The sequence below is a fragment of the Actinocorallia populi genome (assembly GCF_002995495.1).
GTDB lineage: Bacteria > Actinomycetota > Actinomycetes > Streptosporangiales > Streptosporangiaceae > Actinocorallia > Actinocorallia populi.
Window position 1 is genome coordinate 173,042 of record NZ_PVZV01000006.1, and the last position, 18,557, is coordinate 191,598.

General features: G+C 73.7%; 18 protein-coding genes. 12 read left to right on the forward strand and 6 right to left on the reverse strand.

Annotated elements, in window-relative coordinates:
* Window positions 1–19: 19 nt before the first annotated feature.
* Window positions 20–598, reverse strand: coding sequence for a DinB family protein (locus tag C2865_RS24220; protein ID WP_106400855.1), 579 nt, complete (start codon window positions 596–598; stop codon window positions 20–22).
* A 95-nt stretch (window positions 599–693) separates the two neighbouring features.
* Here C2865_RS24220 and C2865_RS24225 point away from each other — a divergent pair, with 95 nt between their 5' ends.
* On the forward strand, window positions 694–1,698 hold the full coding sequence (locus tag C2865_RS24225) for a helix-turn-helix transcriptional regulator (RefSeq protein WP_106401302.1): 1,005 nt from the start codon (window positions 694–696) through the stop codon (window positions 1,696–1,698).
* Between the two features lie 61 nt (window positions 1,699–1,759).
* On the opposite strand, the gene C2865_RS24230 is transcribed toward C2865_RS24225, so the two are convergent.
* Window positions 1,760–2,317: a TetR/AcrR family transcriptional regulator gene (locus tag C2865_RS24230; protein ID WP_106400856.1), complete on the reverse strand. Its 558-nt coding sequence runs from the start codon at window positions 2,315–2,317 to the stop codon at window positions 1,760–1,762.
* A gap of 92 nt (window positions 2,318–2,409) precedes the next feature.
* Between C2865_RS24230 and C2865_RS24235 the strand changes: the two genes are divergently transcribed.
* A complete protein-coding gene (locus C2865_RS24235) occupies window positions 2,410–3,768 on the forward strand; it encodes an MFS transporter (RefSeq protein ID WP_106400857.1) in 1,359 nt (452 codons plus the stop codon).
* Between the two features lie 61 nt (window positions 3,769–3,829).
* On the opposite strand, the gene C2865_RS24240 is transcribed toward C2865_RS24235, so the two are convergent.
* Window positions 3,830–4,264, reverse strand: a complete 435-nt coding sequence (locus tag C2865_RS24240; RefSeq protein ID WP_106400858.1) for a hypothetical protein — start codon at window positions 4,262–4,264, stop codon at window positions 3,830–3,832.
* Between the two features lie 151 nt (window positions 4,265–4,415).
* On the opposite strand from C2865_RS24240, the gene C2865_RS24245 reads away from it, so the two are divergent.
* The 3 genes from C2865_RS24245 to C2865_RS24255 are packed head-to-tail and all read left to right on the forward strand — an operon-like array spanning window position 4,416 to window position 6,704.
* The gene (locus C2865_RS24245) at window positions 4,416–5,051 is read left to right on the forward strand and encodes a DUF998 domain-containing protein (RefSeq protein WP_106400859.1); all 636 of its coding nucleotides are present in this window, start codon (window positions 4,416–4,418) and stop codon (window positions 5,049–5,051) included.
* 43 nt (window positions 5,052–5,094) lie between these two features.
* Window positions 5,095–5,466, forward strand: a complete 372-nt coding sequence (locus tag C2865_RS24250) for a YciI family protein (RefSeq protein ID WP_106400860.1) — start codon at window positions 5,095–5,097, stop codon at window positions 5,464–5,466.
* Window positions 5,463–6,704 (forward strand): RNA polymerase sigma factor, encoded by a 1,242-nt coding sequence (locus C2865_RS24255; RefSeq protein ID WP_106400861.1) that lies wholly within the window; start codon window positions 5,463–5,465, stop codon window positions 6,702–6,704. The genes C2865_RS24250 and C2865_RS24255 overlap by 4 nt, the downstream gene beginning before the upstream one ends.
* A gap of 23 nt (window positions 6,705–6,727) precedes the next feature.
* Here C2865_RS24255 and C2865_RS24260 read toward each other — a convergent pair whose 3' ends face one another.
* Window positions 6,728–8,176, reverse strand: coding sequence for a hypothetical protein (locus C2865_RS24260; protein ID WP_106400862.1), 1,449 nt, complete (start codon window positions 8,174–8,176; stop codon window positions 6,728–6,730).
* A 168-nt stretch (window positions 8,177–8,344) separates the two neighbouring features.
* On the opposite strand from C2865_RS24260, the gene C2865_RS24265 reads away from it, so the two are divergent.
* Both C2865_RS24265 and C2865_RS24270 read left to right on the forward strand, forming a co-directional pair.
* Window positions 8,345–9,883, forward strand: a complete 1,539-nt coding sequence (locus C2865_RS24265; protein WP_106400863.1) for an AMP-binding protein — start codon at window positions 8,345–8,347, stop codon at window positions 9,881–9,883.
* Window positions 9,884–9,973: 90 nt separating this feature from the next.
* Entirely contained in the window at window positions 9,974–13,189 is a 3,216-nt protein-coding gene (locus C2865_RS24270; RefSeq protein WP_106400864.1) for an AfsR/SARP family transcriptional regulator, read from the forward strand.
* Here the strand turns inward: C2865_RS24270 and C2865_RS24275 are convergent.
* The gene (locus C2865_RS24275) at window positions 13,177–14,463 is read right to left on the reverse strand and encodes a serine hydrolase domain-containing protein (protein WP_106400865.1); all 1,287 of its coding nucleotides are present in this window, start codon (window positions 14,461–14,463) and stop codon (window positions 13,177–13,179) included. The two genes, C2865_RS24270 and C2865_RS24275, sit on opposite strands and share 13 nt — an antisense overlap.
* Before the next feature lie 138 nt (window positions 14,464–14,601).
* On the opposite strand from C2865_RS24275, the gene C2865_RS24280 reads away from it, so the two are divergent.
* The 5 genes from C2865_RS24280 to C2865_RS24300 all read left to right on the forward strand — a co-directional run bounded on the left by C2865_RS24280 (window position 14,602) and on the right by C2865_RS24300 (window position 17,540).
* Window positions 14,602–15,267: an SGNH/GDSL hydrolase family protein gene (locus C2865_RS24280; RefSeq protein ID WP_106400866.1), complete on the forward strand. Its 666-nt coding sequence runs from the start codon at window positions 14,602–14,604 to the stop codon at window positions 15,265–15,267.
* A gap of 25 nt (window positions 15,268–15,292) precedes the next feature.
* Window positions 15,293–15,655: a PadR family transcriptional regulator gene (locus C2865_RS24285; protein WP_232835796.1), complete on the forward strand. Its 363-nt coding sequence runs from the start codon at window positions 15,293–15,295 to the stop codon at window positions 15,653–15,655.
* Window positions 15,652–16,068, forward strand: coding sequence for a hypothetical protein (locus C2865_RS24290; RefSeq protein WP_157963901.1), 417 nt, complete (start codon window positions 15,652–15,654; stop codon window positions 16,066–16,068). Before C2865_RS24285 ends, C2865_RS24290 begins: the two co-directional genes overlap by 4 nt.
* A gap of 180 nt (window positions 16,069–16,248) precedes the next feature.
* Window positions 16,249–16,614 (forward strand): ArsR/SmtB family transcription factor, encoded by a 366-nt coding sequence (locus tag C2865_RS24295; RefSeq protein WP_106400868.1) that lies wholly within the window; start codon window positions 16,249–16,251, stop codon window positions 16,612–16,614.
* 68 nt (window positions 16,615–16,682) lie between these two features.
* Window positions 16,683–17,540: a MerR family transcriptional regulator gene (locus tag C2865_RS24300; protein ID WP_106400869.1), complete on the forward strand. Its 858-nt coding sequence runs from the start codon at window positions 16,683–16,685 to the stop codon at window positions 17,538–17,540.
* Here the strand turns inward: C2865_RS24300 and C2865_RS24305 are convergent.
* On the reverse strand, window positions 17,522–18,556 hold the full coding sequence (locus C2865_RS24305; RefSeq protein WP_198653565.1) for a class I SAM-dependent methyltransferase: 1,035 nt from the start codon (window positions 18,554–18,556) through the stop codon (window positions 17,522–17,524). The genes C2865_RS24300 and C2865_RS24305 overlap by 19 nt on opposite strands.
* Between the last annotated feature and the right edge of the window lies 1 nt (window position 18,557).

The following is an 18,557-nucleotide window of genomic DNA, read 5'->3' on the forward strand; positions in this document are numbered from 1 at the left end:
GGGATCGGCCCCGGTGCGCTCAGGACGACTTCCGGCCGTCGAGCGTCTCGCGCAGGATGTCGGCGTGTCCGGCGTGCTGGGCGGTCTCGGCGATGAGGTGCATCAGCACCCGGCGCACGCTGCGCACCGATCCCGGCTCGTGCCAGGGGGCCTCCGGCAACGGGTGCGTCGCCGACAGGTCGGGGACGGCGGCGATGGTCTCCTCGGTGCGGGCGGCGACCTCTTCGTAACGGGCGAGGACCCCGGCCAGGGTATCGCCGGGCAGCATCTGGAAGTCGTTCTGGTGGTCGATCGCCCACTGCGGGAACTCGCGTGCGGTACCGGCGGCGAAGTCGGCCCAGGTGACGCCGTCGGGCAGGTCGTAGCGCATCGCCGACGGGCCCTCGGTCACGAACCGCATCCACTCCTCCTCGGTGGACGCGGCGTGCTTGATCAGCCCGCCCAGGCACAGCGCGCTGACCGTCGGGCGCTCGCCGAGCCGCTCGTCGTCGAGCCCGTGGACGGTCCCGGTCAGGGCGGAGCGCGCGGTCGCGAGCGCGGCGAGCAGGTCGGCACGCTCGGTGTCGAGGGCGGAGGAGGGGGCGGCGGTGGTGGTCACGGGGTCGTGTCCCTTCGTGTCGTTGACTGGCACGTGAGAACAGTCGCAGGGGAAGCGGCCAGGGAGTGTCCTCTTCTCCGGGCAGTATGGAGACCATGCCGAAGACCTCAGCGCGACTGTTGTCGTTGCTCTCCCTCCTGCAGACGCGCCGGGACTGGCCGGGGGCGCTGCTGGCCGAGCGGATGGAGGTCAGCCCGCGCACCGTGCGCCGCGACGTCGACCGCCTGCGCGAACTCGGCTATCCCATAGCGGCCTTCAAGGGACCCGACGGCGGGTACCGGCTCGAGGCCGGCACGGAACTGCCCCCGTTGTTGTTCGACGACGAGCAGGCCGTCGCCCTGGCCGTCGCGCTCCAGACGGCCGCCGCCACCGGCGCGGGCATCGGGGAGGCCTCGGCACGCGCGCTGAACACCGTCCGGCAGGTCATGCCCGCACGGCTGCGCCACCGCATCGACACCCTCCGGGTCACCGCCGTCGAGCGGCCCTCCACCCGGCCGGACCCGCGGGTCGACGGCAGCGTGCTCACCGCGCTCGGCGCCGCCGTCCACGCCCGCGAAGAGCTGCGCTTCGACTACGCTCCCGCGCCCTCGCCGGGGAGAGGCGGTGACGGCGTGCAGGGCCCGCCGCGCCGGGTCCAGCCCCACCACCTCGTCACCTGGGGCGGGCGCTGGTACCTCGTCGCCTGGGACCTCGACCGCGACGACTGGCGCACCTTCCGCGCCGACCGGATCACCCCTCGCATCCCCACGGGCCCCCGCTTCACCCCGCGCGAACTGCCCGGAGGAGAGGTGGCCGCCTTCGTGGCGGACAGGTTCCGGGGCTCCGGCGGCTCCGGTGGCTGGCCCTGCCGCGGCGAGGTGATCCTGGACCTTCCCGCGTCCTCGGTGTCCCGCTACGTCCGCGACGGGATCGTCGAGGAACTCGGCCCGGACCGCTGCCGGCTCGTCCTGGGCTCGTGGTCGTGGACCGGCCTGGCCGCCGCCGTGGGCGCCTTCGACGCCGGTATCGAGGTCGTCGGCCCGGCCGAGCTCAAGGACGCCTTCGCCCGCCTGGCCCGCCGCTGCGCCGACGCCGCGGCCGGCCGGTCCGCGACCCCCTGAACCGGGCGCAGGCCGGGCGTCGTGGAACTCGCGGCGGGCCCGGGCGTCCGGGGCGCCGGCGTCACGGTCGCCGGTCGAGGACGAGCTCGGCCATCGCGCGCGCGGCCAGGGCCGGGTGCGCGTCGGGGCGGGTGACGGCGTGGGCGAGCACCCCGTCGATGAGCACGAGGAGCTGGTCGGCGCCGAGTCCGGGGTCCGGGTGGCCGTGGCGGGCCAGCTCGGTGGCGAAGAGCCGGTGGAGGCCGTCCTTGTAGACGCGCACTTCCGCGTGCGCGGGGTGGCCCGGGTCGGTGAAGGCGAGTTCGGCCGCGGTGTGGCGGCAGCCGTGGAACGACGGGCGCGTGGTGACCTTCTCCAGCTCGTCGAAGACGGCCAGGATCCGCGACCGGGGGTCGTCGCCGGCCTCGTCCATGGCGCGCCGGTAGCGGTCGGTGATGCCGCCGGTGCGCAGGACCTCGACGATCAGGCCGTCCTTGCCGCCGAAATGCTGGTAGAGCGAGCGGCGGGCGACGTCGGCGTGCTTGAGGATCGCGTCCACGCCCACGTGGACGCCCTGCGTGTAGGTGAGTTCGCGCGCGGCCTCGAGCAGCCGCTCGCGGGGTCCGGGTCTCGTCGCCATGGTCTGGATTCTGGCACGCTGTTGACAGTAGACCAACCATTCTATCTAATGATCTCCCGCGTATACCGATCGTTCTATCTACAGGAGCTGTCATGGTTCGCGCGGGAACCCTCCCCGTCGTGCTGACCGGCGTTTTCATCACCATCCTCGATTTCTTCATCGTCAACGTCGCCGTCCCTCCCATCCAGGACGACCTGCACGCGAGCGACTCCGCCGTGCAGTGGATCGTCGCCGGGTACGGGCTGGCGTACGGCTCGGGCCTCATCCTGGGCGGGCGGCTCGGCGACGTCTTCGGCCGCCGCCGGATGTTCGCCGCGGGCATGGCCCTGTTCACGCTCGCCTCGGCCGCGTGCGGCCTGGTCCCCGACGCGGGGGCGCTGGTCGCCGCCCGCGTCGCCCAGGGCGCCGCGGCCGCCCTGCTCGCCCCGCAGGTACTGGCCATCCTGCGCACCGCCTACAGCGGGGCCGCCCAGGTCAGGGCCGTCAACGCCTACGCGCTGACCATGGGCCTGGCCGCGGTGCTCGGCCAGCTCATCGGCGGCCTGCTCATCCGGGCCGACCTGTTCGGGGCGGGCTGGCGCGCCTGTTTCCTGATCAACCTGCCGATCGGCCTGGCGGCCCTGGCGATGACCCGGCGCGCGGTCCCGGAGAGCCGGCAGGACGGCGCGGGCCGCGTCGACCTCGGCGGCGCCGTCCTGGTCACGCTCGCGCTGGCGGCGGTCCTCCTGCCGCTGATCGAGGGCCGCGAGCAGGGCTGGCCGTGGTGGACGTGGGCGTCGTTCGCCGTGGCGGGCCTGCTCCTCCTCGGCTACGCCGGGCGGCGGCACGCCTCCCCCCTGATCGACCTGGCCCTGTTCCGCGAGCGCGCGTTCACCGCGGGACTGCTCACCCAGCTCGCCTTCACCATGGGCATGGCCGCCTACTTCCTGATCTTCGCCCTCTACGTCCAGGAGGGCCGCGGCATGGACGCCCTCCAGGCGGGCCTGGTCTTCACGCCGATCGGGGCCGGCTACCTGGCGGCCTCGTCGTTCGCGCCCCGGCTCGCCGCGCGGTTCGGCCGCCAGGCCATCGCGTTCGGCGGCCTCACCAGGGTCGCCGGCCTCGCCCTGATCCTGCTCGCCGTCCACCGGGAGGCGCCGATCGGCTGGCTGGTCCCCGCGCTGGCCCTCGACGGGATCGGCATGGGCCTGGCCCTCGCCCCGATCATGGGCACCGTCCTGGCCAGGGTCTCGCCGCGGCACGCCGGGGCCGCCGCGGGCCTGCTCTCCACGACCCAGCAGGTGGGCGGGGCGCTCGGGGTCGGCATCGCGGGCATCGTCTTCTACGGCGCGCTGCCCGGCGGCGTGGCCCACGCGTTCCAGTACGGGCTGGTCTACCTGATCGCCGCCGCCCTGCTCCTCGTCGGCCTCGTCCAGCTGCTGCCGCGCACCTCCGCCCGCGCCGCCGCCTGAGGAGCCCGGCGGGTCTCCCCGGCACCGGTGCGGACCGGTGCCGGGGAGCGGGGCCCGGGGCTCAGATCCGGGTCATGGTGGAGGAGTACCCGCCGCCGCCCGGGTAGACCCACGCGCCGGTGACGGTGCGGCCGTCGGCGCTGAAGGTGCCCTCGTAGTACGCCGGACCCCCCTTGACGCCGCCCCAGATGGTCAGCTTGTCGCCGGTGAGCTCGTAGACGTAGTCCAGGGTGTTGCCGGCCGAGTCGTAGAACCGCGACACCACGTCCGCGCCGGCCGGCTCGCCGAACGGGCGCAGGTTGCCGATCAGCTCCAGGCCGGTGACCGGCTCGCCGAACTGGGTGAGCTCGACGTGCTGGAGCAGGAAGAACCCGCCCGGCATCCACTCGTACCGCACGGTCCCCTCGGCGCCGCCTTCGACCGCCCAGGCGCCGACCAGGCGGTCCAGGGCCTTCAGCTCGGCGCTCGGCTGGTAGGTCTCGGTCATTTCGGTCATCGTGTCCTCCTTGGTGAGTGTTCACCGGTACCTCGGAGGCGCCCGAGCGATCTCGACACCTCATTCGTGTGACGTGGAACACTCCGTCGTCGTGTCGAGATCCGGTCTCCGGCCACGAGGTAGCGGCAGGAACCCATCAAGGAGGAGAAACATGGCCGACCCCACCGCCCCCGCGGTCCACCGCCCGTCCGAGCCCCTGCTGATCGCGGGCGCCCTCGCAGGGCCGGTCTTCTTCACCTCGGCAGTCGCCCAGATGCTCACGCGGGAGGGCTTCGACATCACCCGGCACCCGATCAGCCAGCTCGCCACCGGCGGTCTCGGCTGGATCCAGGTCACGACGTTCGTGCTCGCGGGACTGGGCGGCCTGGCTCTGGCCGCGGGCATCGGGCGCACCGTCACCGAGGGGACCGGCCGGCGGGCGCTGCCGGTCCTCGTCGGGATCTTCGGCATCGGGATGATCGCCGCGGGTGTCTTCCGCATGGACCCGGAGAACGGCTTCCCGGTCGGCACCCCTGACGGACCGGTCGCCCAGATGTCCTGGCACGGCATCGCCCACTCGGCTTCGGCCGCCGTCGCCTTCACCGCGCTGGCCGTCGCCGCCGTCGTGCTGGCGGTCCGGTTCGCCCGTCGCCGGGCCGCGGGCCCGGCCCTCCTGAACGGCGTCGCCGCGCTCGTCCTGCTGCTGCCCATGTCCCCCGATCACATGAGCATCCAGATCGCCGTGAACGGCCTGGTCGCCTTCACCTGGACGACCGCCCTGGCCCTGTCCCTGCGCCGCCGGGCCTGACCCCCGTAGTGTCCGCTGAGAACGACCGACGAAAGGACAGACCGTGAAGTACCTGCTGCTCAGCTACACCCCCGCCGCCGCCTGGGACGCCGCCACGGCCGACACGCCGTCGGAGGAGGCGCTGGCCGCGTTCGCCGCGTACCAGGAGTTCGAACGGGAGCTGGTCGAGACCGGTGAGTTCGTCGCCAGCGAGGGGCTCGGCCATCCGGTGGTCGCCACCACGGTCCGCAGGGCCCCGGAGGGCGTGGTGGCGACCGACGGGCCGTTCGCCGAGCTCAAGGAGGTGCTGGCCAGCTTCGCCGTGATCGACGTGGCGGGCCGGGAGCGCGCCGTCGAGATCGCCTCGCGGATCGTCGGGGTGCTGGGCGAGCCGATCGAGATCCGGCCGATCATGGGCGAGGACTTCGCGGCATGACCACGGACATCGAGCACCTGCTGCGCGCCGAGGCGCCGCAGGTGCTCGGCGCGCTGGTGCGCCGCTTCGGCCACTTCGACGTCGCCGAGGACGCGGTGCAGGAGGCGCTGCTGACCGCGAGCCGGGCCTGGCCGGCCGAGGGTGTGCCGGAGAACCCGCGCAGCTGGCTGATCCGGATCGGCTACCGGCGGATGGTCGACCTGCTCCGCTCCGAGCAGGCACGGCGCCGCCGCGAGCAGGAGGCCGGCGCGGCCGAGCTGGCCATGGGGGAGCCGGCCCGCCGGGCGGGCCCCGTGCAGGAGACCGACGACAGCCTCACCCTGCTGCTGCTGTGCTGCCACCCCGCGCTGAGCGCCACCTCCCAGGTGGCGCTCACGCTGCGGGCGGTGGGCGGCCTGACGACGGCCGAGATCGCGCACGCCCACGGGGTCGCCGAGAACACCATGGGCACGCGGATCAGCCGCGCCAAGCAGCAGCTCGCCCGCGCCGGGGCCCGTTTCACCCCGCCGGTCGACGCCGACCGGGAGAGCCGGATGTCCGCCGTCATGCGGGTGCTCTACCTGATCTTCAACGAGGGCTACACGGCCTCCGCGGGCGACGAGCTCGCCCGCGTCGACCTGACCCGCGAGGCGATCAGGCTGACCCGGATGCTCCGCGACCGCCTGCCGGACGACGCCGAGGTGACCGGCCTGCTCGCGCTGATGCTGCTCACCGAATCGCGGCGGGCCGCCCGCACCGGCGGTGACGACGAGCTGGTGCCGCTGGACGAGCAGGACCGCACCCGGTGGGACCCCGACCTGATCCGCGAGGGCACCGAACTGATCGACGGCGTCTGGAACCGCCGCCAGGTGGGGCAGTACCAGCTGCAGGCGGCGATCGCGGCCGTGCACGCCGCCGCAGCGTCGCCGGAGCGGACGGACTGGCCGCAGATCGCGGCCCTGTACCTGTGGCTCGAGCGGCTCGCCCCGACCGCGCCGGTACGGCTGAGCCGGGTGGTCGCGGTGGCCCGCGCGTACGGCCCGGTCCGGGGCCTGGCGCTGCTCGACGACCTCAACCGGCGCCACCGGCTGGACGAGGAGCCGCTGACCCGGCGGCGCGAACGCGCGGTACGCGCCCACCTGCTCCAGATGACCGGCGACACGGCCGGGGCCGCGGCGCTGTACCGCGAGGCCGCCTCCCTGACGGACAATCTGGTCGAGCGGCGCTACCTGCTCGCCAGAGCCGACGACCTGGGCTGAGGATCGGGGCGGCCGGGGTGCCGTCAGGTGTTGGCGATGCGGACGACGCCGGTCGTGGTGCCCTGGTAGACGACGCCGGGGGTGATGGTGCCGACCATCTGGAGGGAGTCGAAGAGGAAGCCGGTGCCGAGGTTCCTGGCACGGACGGTGGCTCCGGTGGCGGGGTCGATCTCGGTGTAGGCGTAGGTGTCGAGGACCGAGGTCGCGGTCGAGCCGGCGACGACCGGTTTGCGGACGATCGTGCGGAGCAGGCCGTCCGCGGTGGACAGGCGCGGAACGGCGGCGGAGCGGACGACGACGTCCCAGGCCAGGGTGCAGCCGGAGGCGGTGACGTTCACGCGCGACAGGCCGCCGGGGAAGTCGGCGGACGAGGGGACGCTGGTGCCGGCGTCCTCGGGCAGCGCCGGGTAGGGGTAGCCGTAGGTGCTGGCGACGAAGACCGCGCTTCCGGAGGCGACCGGCGAGTTCTCACTGCCGCTGCCCCCGGCCTTGAGGACCGGGACCTTGCAGACCTGCCGTCCCGTCCCCGTCGCGTACACGAGCAGGTTCACCGTCGGGGCGGCGTTGTCGACGACGGTGACGTAGTCGGTGCCGTTCGGGCCGAAGAAGGTCGGGGTGGAGCCCGAACCCCAGCTGAGCTGTCCGGGCTTGCGGCCAGGGCCGCGGTCGTAGGCCTGCCGCCACACGACGGACGGCCTCCCGGCGGCGTCGGCGCGCAGCAGGTAGGTGGCGTGGGTGGTGGTGACCGCGGTGCCTTCGGGCACGGTGGAGATGCTGTTGGCGACCTTCTCCCCGGCCGGGAGGGCGACGGTCTTCACGACGCCTGCGGTGTCGTCGGCGGTGCCCACGACGCCCGCGCCCGTGGCGAACCACACGCGGCCCTGCCAGTCGGGAGAGAGGCCGATGACGGAGTCGTTCTCGGAGATGGCGGAGTCCAGGGGAAGGCGGCTCGCCACGTAGAGCTCCCAACCGCCCGAGGAGTTCCTGCGGTGGCCGACGCGCAGCAGGTCGCGGGTGCCGTCGACGACGACCAGGCGGTCGGCGTCGTCGAGGTAGGCGTAGACGCCGCCGAGCAGCGAGCCTTTGGCGAGGCCGAGCTCGGCGACGGAGTCTCCGGAGGCGGGGTCGAGCAGGTGGACCGTCGGCGCCCGGCCGAAGATCTCGGTGCACAGCGCCACGGGGTACCCGTCCGCGCCGACCAGGACCGTCGGGCAGGCCGAGGCGAGGGCGGCGCGGCGCGAGGTCAACGGCCCGGCGGAGGGTCCGGCGTGCGGGGTGGCGTCGGAGGACGCGGTGTCGCCGTGCATGGTGGCGGTGCCGAGGGGGCCTGCGTGGGGATTGGCGGGCGGCAGCGGTTCGAAGGGACCGGCCGCGGAGGCGGGGGAGGCGGCCGCGCCGAGCAGCGCGACGGCGGCGGCACGGACCAGGACGGCACGGACCAGGACGGCACGGGACGAGACGGAGGAACGCAACGGGACTCCCCGGAGAACGGCGGGACCGCGGAAGCGGCCGTCGCAGGCGATGAGGGCGTCGTGATCATAAATCACACTTTGCCGACTGGTCTAGTCGGAATAAAGGGGGGTTCGGCGGCGGAAACTCGACCTATCGCTTGCTTGCTCGGTTGATCTACGCTGGCCCCCGTGACGGCTTTCAATCTGGCGGACCTGTTCGAGATCGTGGCCGACGCCTGCCCTGACAGGCTGGCGCTGGTGGCCGGTGACGTCCGGCTGACCTATCGGCAGTTGGACGAGCGTGCCACGCGGGTGGCCAACCATCTGATCGACGCGGGGGTGAGACCCGGGCAGCACGTCGGCATCCTCAGCTACAACCGGGCCGAATGGCTCGAGACGATGATCGGGTGCTTCAAGGCCCGGGTGGCGCCCGTCAACGTCAACTACCGCTACGTCAAGGACGAGCTCACCCACCTGCTCGGCGACTCCGAATGCGTCGCGCTGGTCGCGGAGGCCGACCTCCTCGAGAACGTCAACCGGGCCGACCTGCCCCTTCTGCGGCACGTGGTGGCGCTCGACGGCCCCGCCCCGGACGCGCACGACTACGAGAAGGCCCTGGCGGCGGCCTCCCCCTCCCGGGCGGACGTGCTGGACCGCACCGGCGAACGCAGCGGTGACGACCCGTACCTCCTGTACACCGGCGGGACGACCGGGCTGCCGAAGGGCGTGCTGTGGCGGTCGGAGGACATCTTCCTCTCCGGCATGGGCGGCGGGAACGTCGGCGGGCCGCCGATCTCCGACCCGTCCGAGCTCGCCGCGGCCGCCGACCGCGACGGCATGCGCACCCAGGTCCACGCGCCGCTGATGCACGGCGGCGGGCAGTGGGTCACCTGGATCAACCTGACCACCGGCGGCACGGTCATCCTCTACACCGAGCGCAGGTTCGACGCCGCCAAGGCGCTGGAGATCGCCGCGCGGGAGCGCACGCAGGTCCTCATGCTCGTCGGCAACGGCATGGGCCACCCCGTCGCGGAGGAACTGGCGGCCCGCGAGTACGACCTGGAGATCTTCGCCTTCGGCTCCGGCGGCGCGCCCCTGTCCGACGACGTCCGCGCCAAGCTGCTCGAAGCCATCCCGAACGCCTTCATCTCCGACAACCTCGGCGGCTCGGAGACCGGCGCGATCGGCCCGTCCCTCGGCGGCGGCCGCTTCCAGATGCACCCGCAGATGGCCGTGCTCTCCGACGACCTGCTCCCCGTGGCGCCCGGCGAGACCGGGACCGTCGCCCGCACCGGGAACATCCCCCTCGGCTACTGGAAGGACGAGGAGAAGACCGCGGCGACGTTCAAGACCGGCCCCGACGGCCGCCGCTGGGCGCTGCAGGGCGACTACGCGCGCCTCGACGAGGAAGGCGTGGTCACGCTGCTCGGCCGCGGCTCCCTCGTCGTCAACACCGGCGGCGAGAAGGTCTTCACCGAGGAGGTCGAGGCGGCCCTGCGCACCTGCCCCGGCATCACCGACGCCATCGTCGTCGGCCTGCCGGACGAGCGCCTGGGCTCCAAGGTCGCCGCCGTGGTCGCGGGAACCGCCACCGAGGAGGGCGTCAAGGAGCACTGCCGCACCCTCCTGGCCGGTTACAAGATCCCCCGCGCCCTCGCGGTGGTCGGGGAACTCCAGCTCACCGCCGTGGGCAAACCCGACTACGCCTGGGCCCGCGCCCAGTTCTGAGCACCCGCCTGCCGGTTCCCTCCGGCCGGGCACGGCCGGAGGGAACCGGCAGGCGCGAACCGGGCGCCGTCATCTGACAGGCTGTCGCCCATGGTGGATGCGACCGGTTCGTGCCGCGATGGCGGACGGGTGCGCGTCGGGATCCTCGGTTCCCTGACGCTGGACACCGCCGCCGGTCCGGCGCGGGTCGGGGGCGCGCGGCTGCGGACGCTGCTGGCCCGGCTGGTGCTGGACGCCGGGCGCGCCGTCCGGCCGGCGACCCTGGCCGAGGCGTTGTGGGGCGAGGAGGCCCCGGACGGCCACCTGCACGCGCTGCAGTCGCTGGTGTCCCGGTTGCGGCAGGTCCTGGGCGATCCCGGGCTGCTCACCTCGGGCCCGGCCGGGTACCGGCTGGCCGTCGAGCCGGACGCGGTCGACGCCGTCCGCTTCGAGCGGCTGGTCCGCGAGGGACGGAGCCCGCAGGCGCGGGCCCGGCCCGCCGAGGCCGCCGCCGTCCTGCGCGAGGCGCTGGGCCTGTGGCGCGGCCCCGCCCTGGCGGACGTGCGTGACGCGCCGTTCGCCGCCGCCGAGGCCGAACGGCTCGAGCGGGTCCGGCTGGCCGCACTGGAGGACCGGATCGAGGCCGACCTGGCCCTGGGCGCCGGTCCCGACCTGGTCGCCGAGCTCGAGTCGCTGGCCGCCGCGCACCCGTTGCGCGAACGGCTGCACGCCCAGCTGATCCGGGCCCTGGCGCTGGACGGCCGCGGCGCCGAGGCGCTGGACGCCTACCAGCGGATCCGCGGCCTGCTGGCGGACGGTTTCGGCGGCGATCCCGGACCGCGGCTCCAGGAGGCCCACCTGGCGGTGCTGCGCGGCGAACTCTCCCGGCCCCGCCGGCCGCACGGCAACCTGGACGTCCCGCTCACCAGCTTCGTGGGCCGCGACGACGACGTCCGCCGCGTGGTCGAACTGCTCGGCGGGGTCCGGCTGGTGACCCTGGCCGGTCCCGGCGGGGCGGGCAAGACACGGCTGGCCAACACCATCGGCAGGCGGCTCGCGCCGTCCGGCGGGGTGTGGTTCGTCCCGCTGGCCCCGGTCGGTGCGGACGACGTGCCCCGCGCCGTGCTCGACCTGCTGCGGGCGCGCGAGGAGGACATGCCTCGGCCCGCCACCTCCGAGGCGGTCCTGGACCAGCTGGCCGCGACGCTCGCGGACGACGATCTGGTGCTGGTACTGGACAACTGCGAGCACGTGATCGAGGCCGCCGCGACGCTCGCCGAGACCCTGCTCGGCCGGTGCCCGAGGCTGCGGGTGCTGGCCACCAGCCGGGAGGCCCTGCGGATCGACGGCGAGACCCTGCATCCGGTGGCCCCGCTGGAGCTGCCCGGACCGGAGGCGACGGCGGAGCAGGCCCGCGCCTGCGCGGCGGTCCGGCTGTTCCACGACCGGGCCGCCGCCGTGCGGCCGGACTTCGTCCTGGAAGGCGGCGCGCTGGCGGCGGCGGTCGAGATCTGCCGCCGCCTGGACGGCCTCCCGCTGGCGATCGAGCTGGCCGCGGCACGGTTGCGCTCCCTGCCAGTCGAGGCGGTCGCGGCACGGCTGGACGACCGGTTCCGGCTGCTCACCGGCGGCAGCCGCACCGCACTGCCGCGGCACCGGACCTTGAGCGCAGCGGTGGCCTGGAGCTGGGACCTGCTCGAGGCCGACGAGCGAACGCTGCTGGAACGCCTGTCGGTCGTGCCCGGCAGCTTCACCGAGGACGCGGCGGAGGCGCTCGGCGGGACGCAGGACGTCGGAACGCTGCTCGCGGCGCTGGTCGACAAGTCCCTGCTGCACCCGGTGGAGTCCGCAGACCCGGTCGAACCGCGCTACCGCGTCCTGGAGACCATCCGGGAGTACGGCCTCGGACAGCTGGCACGGCGTGACGAGGTCGATGCCGTACGCAGGCGGCATGCCGCGTTCTTCCTCCAGCTGGCCGAGACCGCGGACCCGCACCTTCGCACGTCCGACCAGCTGCGCTGGCTGGCCCGCCTCACCGCGGAACGGGACAACCTGTCGGCCGCGATCCGCTGGGCGGTCGAGTCCGGCGACACCGGCCTGGCGGTCCGGTTCGGAGCCGCGCTGTGCTGGTTCTGGTTCCTGCGGGACCACCCGCCGGAGTCGCTGGACCTGCTCGGCCGGGTGCTCCAGGCCCGCGGCCCGGCCGAACCGCGGGCACGCGCGCTGGTGGTCGCCGCGCACGCGCTCGCCACCACCGAGGCCATCAGCGGCCCGGAGGAGGCGGAAGCGGCCTTCGACCGGATCGAGGAGGTGCTGGAGCACGTCGCCCCCGGCGCCCACCCCCTTCTGGAGATGGCCGGTCTGGCGCTCGCCATAGGCTCCGGGCGCGACCGGGCACCGGGCACGTCGGGCACTCCGCAAGAGCGGACGGACCCCTGGAGCCGGTCGCTGGCGCTGCTGGCCCAAGGCGTGCTGGCCATGAACACCGGACGCGCCGCCGAGGCGGCGCACTCGTTGTCGCGCGCGCTGTCCGGCTTCGAGGAGCTCGGCGAACGGTGGGGCCTGGCGACCACGCTGAGCACCCTGAACGCGGCGTTGCAGCGGGCCGGTGAACCGGCCGGCGGGTCCGGCCTGGCCGAACGGGCCACCCGGTACTTCCGGGAGCTCGGCATGCCCGAGCACTCGATGGAGAACGAGGTCGCGGCCGCGCTGCACCGGGCCCGGACCGGTGACGCCGACGGCGGGCGGCGTCGGCTGGCCGAGCTGCTCGACCAGGCCGAGCGGACCGGGTCGGCGGAGTCCCGGGCCCAGGTGCGCCTGGGTTCGGCGCGGTTGGAGTGGCGGGCCGGACGGCCGGGCGCGGCCCGCGAGCACGCTCGGGCGGGCCTGGCCGAGACGCCGCCGGGCCGGTCGACCCCGCACCTGACCGCGCTGCTGCTGGCCGTGCTCGCCCACGTGGACGCGGCGGAGGGCCTCCCGGACGAGGCGGCGCGCCGGCTCGACCATCCCGCGGTGCACCTGATGCTGACCTGGAACACGCCGGTCGCGGCCTCGATCGCGGTCGCGGCGGCCGCGATCGAGTCGTGCCGCGACCGGCCGGAGCGGGCCGGGCGGCTGCTCGGGGCCGCCGTCGTGCTGCGGTGCCGGGACGATCCCGGCGACGACGACGTGCGGACGCTCACGGAGCAGGCCACGGCCGCCCTGGGCGCCGCCGGGTTCGCGGCCGCGCACGCCGCGGGCGCGGCGATGGCGCGGGCCGGGGCCGAGGAGCTGGTGTCCGCGGCCATCACCGCGTTCGGAGCCCGCCGCGCCGGTCAGCCGGTGTGATCGGCGGCCGGGACGGGCTTGCCGAACATGGCGCAGATCGCGGTGGTCTGGAGCGTCTCGGCGACTTCGGCGATCTTCGGGTCGGCGCCGAACTCGGCCCAGAACTCCGTCGAGATGAGGATGTTCGCCGTGCGGCTTCCGGTGCGGTCGGCGACGCCGAAGGTGAGGTAGCCGGGGAGGCCGCCGTCATGGCCCCAGAAGGTGCCGCACGGGGTGTCGCCGGTCTGGACGCCCAGCCCGTAGCCGGGCCCGTCCGGCCGCTTCGGGTCGACCGGCACGGTGGCGCGCATCTGCTCCAGCTGGTCGGGGGGCAGCAGCTCGCCGCCCAGCAGCGCGGCGGAGAACCGGGACCAGTCCTGGGCGGTGGAGACCACCGCCCCTGACGCGCCGCCCCAGCCGGGGTCGTTGCCGGACACGTCCACGTGGCCGTGGCGGCGCGGCCCGGCGAGGTTCCTGAAGCCGGCCGGCACCTCCGGCGGCATGTGGGCGGCGTCCCGTTCGTAGCCGCGGGCGTGGGGACCGCGCCAGGTGGCGTCCACGGCGTAGTAGGTGTGCTCGAGGCCGAGCGGCCGGGCGATCCGGTCCCGGACCAGGTCGGCCAGGCTCGCACCGGTGGCCCGCTCCAGGACGGCGCCGATCGCGGCGTAGTTGGTGTTGCTGTACGACCATTTCGCGCCCGGCGCGAACAGCGGATCGTGCCGCACCCCCACGGCGAGCAGCTTCGCCGAGGTCCACCGCCGCCGGTCCCTGCCGATCATCGACGGCCGGATCACGGGGTCCTCGGTGTAGTCGAACAGGCCGCTGGTGTGGTTCAGCAGCATGCGCAACGTGACGGCCTCGCCGCCGGGCACCTTGCCCGGCAGCCACTTCTCCACGGAGTCGGTCAGGGCGAGCACGCCCTCGGCGGCCAGCTGGAGCACGAGCGCGGCCATCATGGTCTTGGTGCTGGACCCCATCCGGTACTCGTCTCCCGCCCTGAGCAGGTGATCTCGCCTGGTCCAGGGGGCCTGCTCGGCGATCTCGACCGGCCGGCCGCCGCCGTCGTCGACCCGCACGATCACGCCGGGCGCCCCGGCGTCGATGAGCGTCTCCGCCAGCTCCTGCAGCCGGGCGTGCTGCGCGCCGGTGTCGCTCCGGGCCACGGACGGCGCGGCGGTGCCGGCCGAGGCGCACGACGCGGTCGCGGCCAGGCTCACGGCCAGCGCCGAAGCCGTGAGCGTGCGCAGCCAACGCGGCAGCGCCGCACGATCCGACGAGAGAACACGTGGGGACATGGGACCGTTCCTCCGAGTGGCGGGTGATGCGAACGGCCCCACCCTCCGCTCCGCCGCTCACAGAACGCACACAGCACGCACACGGCCGCCGGGGCCGCGGTCTTGATAAATACATACGGTCGATCGTATGTTTTCCTCATGAACACTTCTCCCCTGACCCTGAACGAAGAGACCGACCCGTTCTGCCTGGCGCCGGAGGCCGCCGCTGCCCTGCTCGCCGAGGCTCCGTGGCGGAGGTTCGCGGTGATCGGGGACAGCCTCTCGGCCGGAACGGGGGACCCCAGCCCCGGCTACCTGGACCAGGGGTGGTCCGACAGGCTCGCCGACGTCCTGCGGCGCGTCCGCCCGGACCTGGAGTACCTCAACACCGCGCAGGTGGGGGCGACGACCGCCCGGGTGCTGGAGGACCAGATGGAGCGGATGGCCCGGTTCGCCCCCGGTCTGCTGCACGTGCCGTGCGGAGCCAACGACCTCCTCCGGCGGAGTCCGGACTTCGACGGGATCGAGGCCGCGCTGCGGCGCATGTACGACCTGGCCGCGGCCACCGGCGCCCGGCTGACGACGTTCACGCTGGCCCGCGCCTATGTCGTGCCCGTCTTCCCCGACTGGCGCGAGCGGGTCCTCAGGCTCAACGACGTCGTCCGCCGCCTGGCCGGCGAGTACGGGGCCGTCGTCGTGGACATGTGGGACCACCCGGTGAACGACCGCGACACCCTGGTGAGCGCCGATCGCGTGCACTTCACCACGTCGGGGCAGGCGGTCATGGCCGCCGAGGTGGTCAGGGCGCTGGCCGCTTGCCAATAGGAAGATATCTTCCTATTCTTGCGGCATGCCACGGCGCAAACCTGGAACCCTCCTGCCCCTCGAAAACGAGATCCTGGAGTCGGCATTGGCGATGTCGCGCTCCGGAGAAGCCGCCTTCCACGGATTCGGCCTCGCCCAGGCCATGCGAGAACAGGGCACCTCACGCTCCTTGACCGCCCACGGGACCTTGTACAAGGCCTTGGGGCGGCTCGAGGAGTTCGGTCTGCTCGCCTCCCGGTGGGAGGACGCGGAATCCGCCGAGGGGCGGCCGCGACGGCGGCTGTACGAACTCACGGCGAAGGGCGTCCACGCGGCCGAGCAAGCCCTCGCCGCCGAGGAGAACAGGGCCGTCCGAGGTTTCCCGCGCATCGCCCCGGGGCCCGCGTGAGACCCGAACGCATGGCCGGGCTGGTGGCCCGGTGGGTGCGGTTCTACACGCGGAACCTGCCCGATCCGGTCGCCCGGCGCCGGATCGGCGAGATCGACGCCGACCTCCACGACCACATCGCCTACGAACGTGCCCTGGGGACCGCCGAACGGCGCATCGCCCTGGGCGTCCTGTCGCGGATGGCTCGCGGCCTGGCCGCCGACGCCTCCTGGCGGCGGCGGGTCCGAACCCCGAAAGGAAACCCCGTGAAGACCCTGCTCACCGTCCTGGCGGGCCTCGCCGCCATCGCGATCGGCGTCGCCGCCGTCGTGCTCGGCGAGGCCGATGACTCGCCCGGCCTCCAGCTCCTGGGCGCCCTGTTCGTCATCGGCGCGATCACGTTCGGCGTGAGGGCCGTCCGGCGCAGCAGATAGCACGGGCTCAAAGCTGCTCGCCGAAGCGGCCGTAGGCCCGGCCGGTGGCCACGAGGAAGGTCGGCGCGCGGGGTCGGGCGCCGACCAGGCGGTCGCCTCCGGGAGGCGGCGGTTCCCCGGGGCCCGGAGGTGCTCATGGCGGGTTTGCCTTCCTGGATAGATGGATGTCAAATTAGAGGTATGCCGAAGCAGCTGAACGTGGAAGACGTCACCGCCCGGGAGTGCTGCGCGCCGCTGAACGGCCCGGCCCTGGGCGAGGAGGAGGCCGCCGAGCTGGCGCGGGTCTTCAAGGCGCTGTCCGACCCGGTGCGCCTGCGCCTGCTGAACCTGATCGCCGCGAGCGAGGGCGGCGAGGCGTGCGTGTGCGATCTGACCGGGCCGTTCGAGCTGTCCGCCCCCACGATCTCCCACCACCTGAAGGTGCTGCGCCAGGCCGGGCTGATCACCGGGGAACGGCGCGGCACCTGGGTGTACTACCGCCCGGTCACACCGGCGCTCACCCGCCTGTCGGGCCTGTTCGCCCTCCCCGTACCGCTCTCCGGCTGAACCGGATCCCGCCCGCCGCGCGGGCCGGGGTTTGACCTTGTGGTTACCGCAAGGCCGAGACTGGCTTCATGTTGTCCATCAGCGAGTTCAGCGAGATGTGCCGGTTGTCGCCGCAGGCGCTGCGGTTCTACCACTCCGAAGGTCTGCTCGTCCCCGCCGACGTCGACGAGCAGACCGGCTACCGCTCGTACACGTTCGACCAGGTCGAGCGGGCCATGCTGGTCACCGTTCTGCGGGAGGCGGGGATGAGCGTCAAGCTCGTCCGGCGGGCCCTGGACGAGCCGGACGCGGCACCGGACCTGCTGCGGCGGCACGAGGAGGAGGTGCGGCACCGGCGGAGGGCCGAGGACGAGGCGATCAGCGATGCGCGCGAGCTCCTCGGCTCCCGGCCGGAGGTGCTCCTGCGCCGCACGCCGGAGATGACCGTGGCGTCGAAACCGGTGCCCGGAACGTCGGCCGAGCACGACTGGGACGAGGTCGACGCGGCCGTCGCCGCCGCCGTCCAGGACGTGGTCAAGGCCGTGGAGTCGTGCGGGGCCGTCGTGTCCGGAGTGCCCTGGCGTGCCTGGGCCGGTGAGACCCCGGAGCAGAAGAGGCGGAGCCTCACCGCCGAAGGGCCGCACTGGCTGGTGAAGGTGCCCATCGCGGGGGAGGAGAAAGCGATCGCGGGCCTGCCCGAGGACATCGAGGTGCAGGCCTTCGAGGCCCGGGACGAACTGTCGATATTCATTCCGGGCAGGAACTCGATGGCCAAGTACGGCACCGCGCTCTCGCGTCTGTTCACCCACCCCCTCCAGGACGCCTACCTCGATGTTTCCCGCATGCGCCATCTGCTGCACGACCACGGCGTCGAGACCACAGCGGCGGTCTGCGAGCTCGACCGGACCGACGACGGGCCGGAGGACGGTCAGGGTGTGCAGATGTAGATGCAGTTCTGCGGCCGGGGGGAGGGGGCGACCTCGACGCGGGTGAAACCGGCTGCGGACAGGAGGGAGAGCGCGGTTTCGGTGCCCCACAGGGCGCCGAGCGCGGCGCCGCCTTCGGCGAGGGAGACGGTGGTGCAGTACAGGAGGCTGATGGCGTAGGTGAGGGGGGCCATGGGATTGCCGACGTTGTTCTCCAGCCGGGAGGAGAAGGCCGCGTCGACCATGAGGAACAGGCCGTCGGGGGACAGTGCTCCGCGGATGCGGTGCAGGACGTCTTCGGGGGACTTCTGGTCGTGGATGGCGTCGAAGGCCGTGATCACGTCGTAGCGGGGCTCGGAGGGGAGGGCGGCGGCGTCGGCGACGGAGAAACGGGCGTTGGGGGCGGTGCGCGCGGAGGTGGCGCGGGCGATGGCGGCGGGGTCCTGGTCGAGGCCGTGGAAGGTGGAGGCGGGGAACGCGCGGGCCGCGGTGTTGACGGCGTGGCCGGTGCCGCAGCCCACGTCGAGGAGCGCGGCGCCGGCCTTCAGGCGGTCGTTGAGCCCGGGGACGGCGGCGAAGAAACCGTCGACGAGGTGGTCCTGGTAGACGCGGCGCCAGGTTTCGCCGGGAACGGCTCCTGCGGCCTCGAAGTGGGGGGCGAACGAGGCGTGGGGGATGCCGCCGCCGTTCCGGAAGCAGTCCTCCAGATCGGCGAGCGGGCCGAAGAACGCGCGGAGCATCGCAGCCGAGGGCGCGGCGTTCGCGGCGGACTCGCCGGTCAGGAACCGGACGTGCTCGGCGGGAAGGGTGTAGGCGCGGGTCTCCGGGTCGTAGGTGAAGATCCGGCCGGTGGTCATCGCGCCGAGCCATTCGCGGACGTACCGCTCGTGAAGGCCGGTGCGCTCGGCGAGTTCCGCGCCGGTGGCCGGACCCTCGGCCGCCGCCTCGAACAGCCCGAGGTTGTGGCCGACGCTCGTCAGCATCGTGAGGGCGGCGCCGGTGTAGGCGGAGGCGAGGTAGGAGCCGAAGTCTTCCACG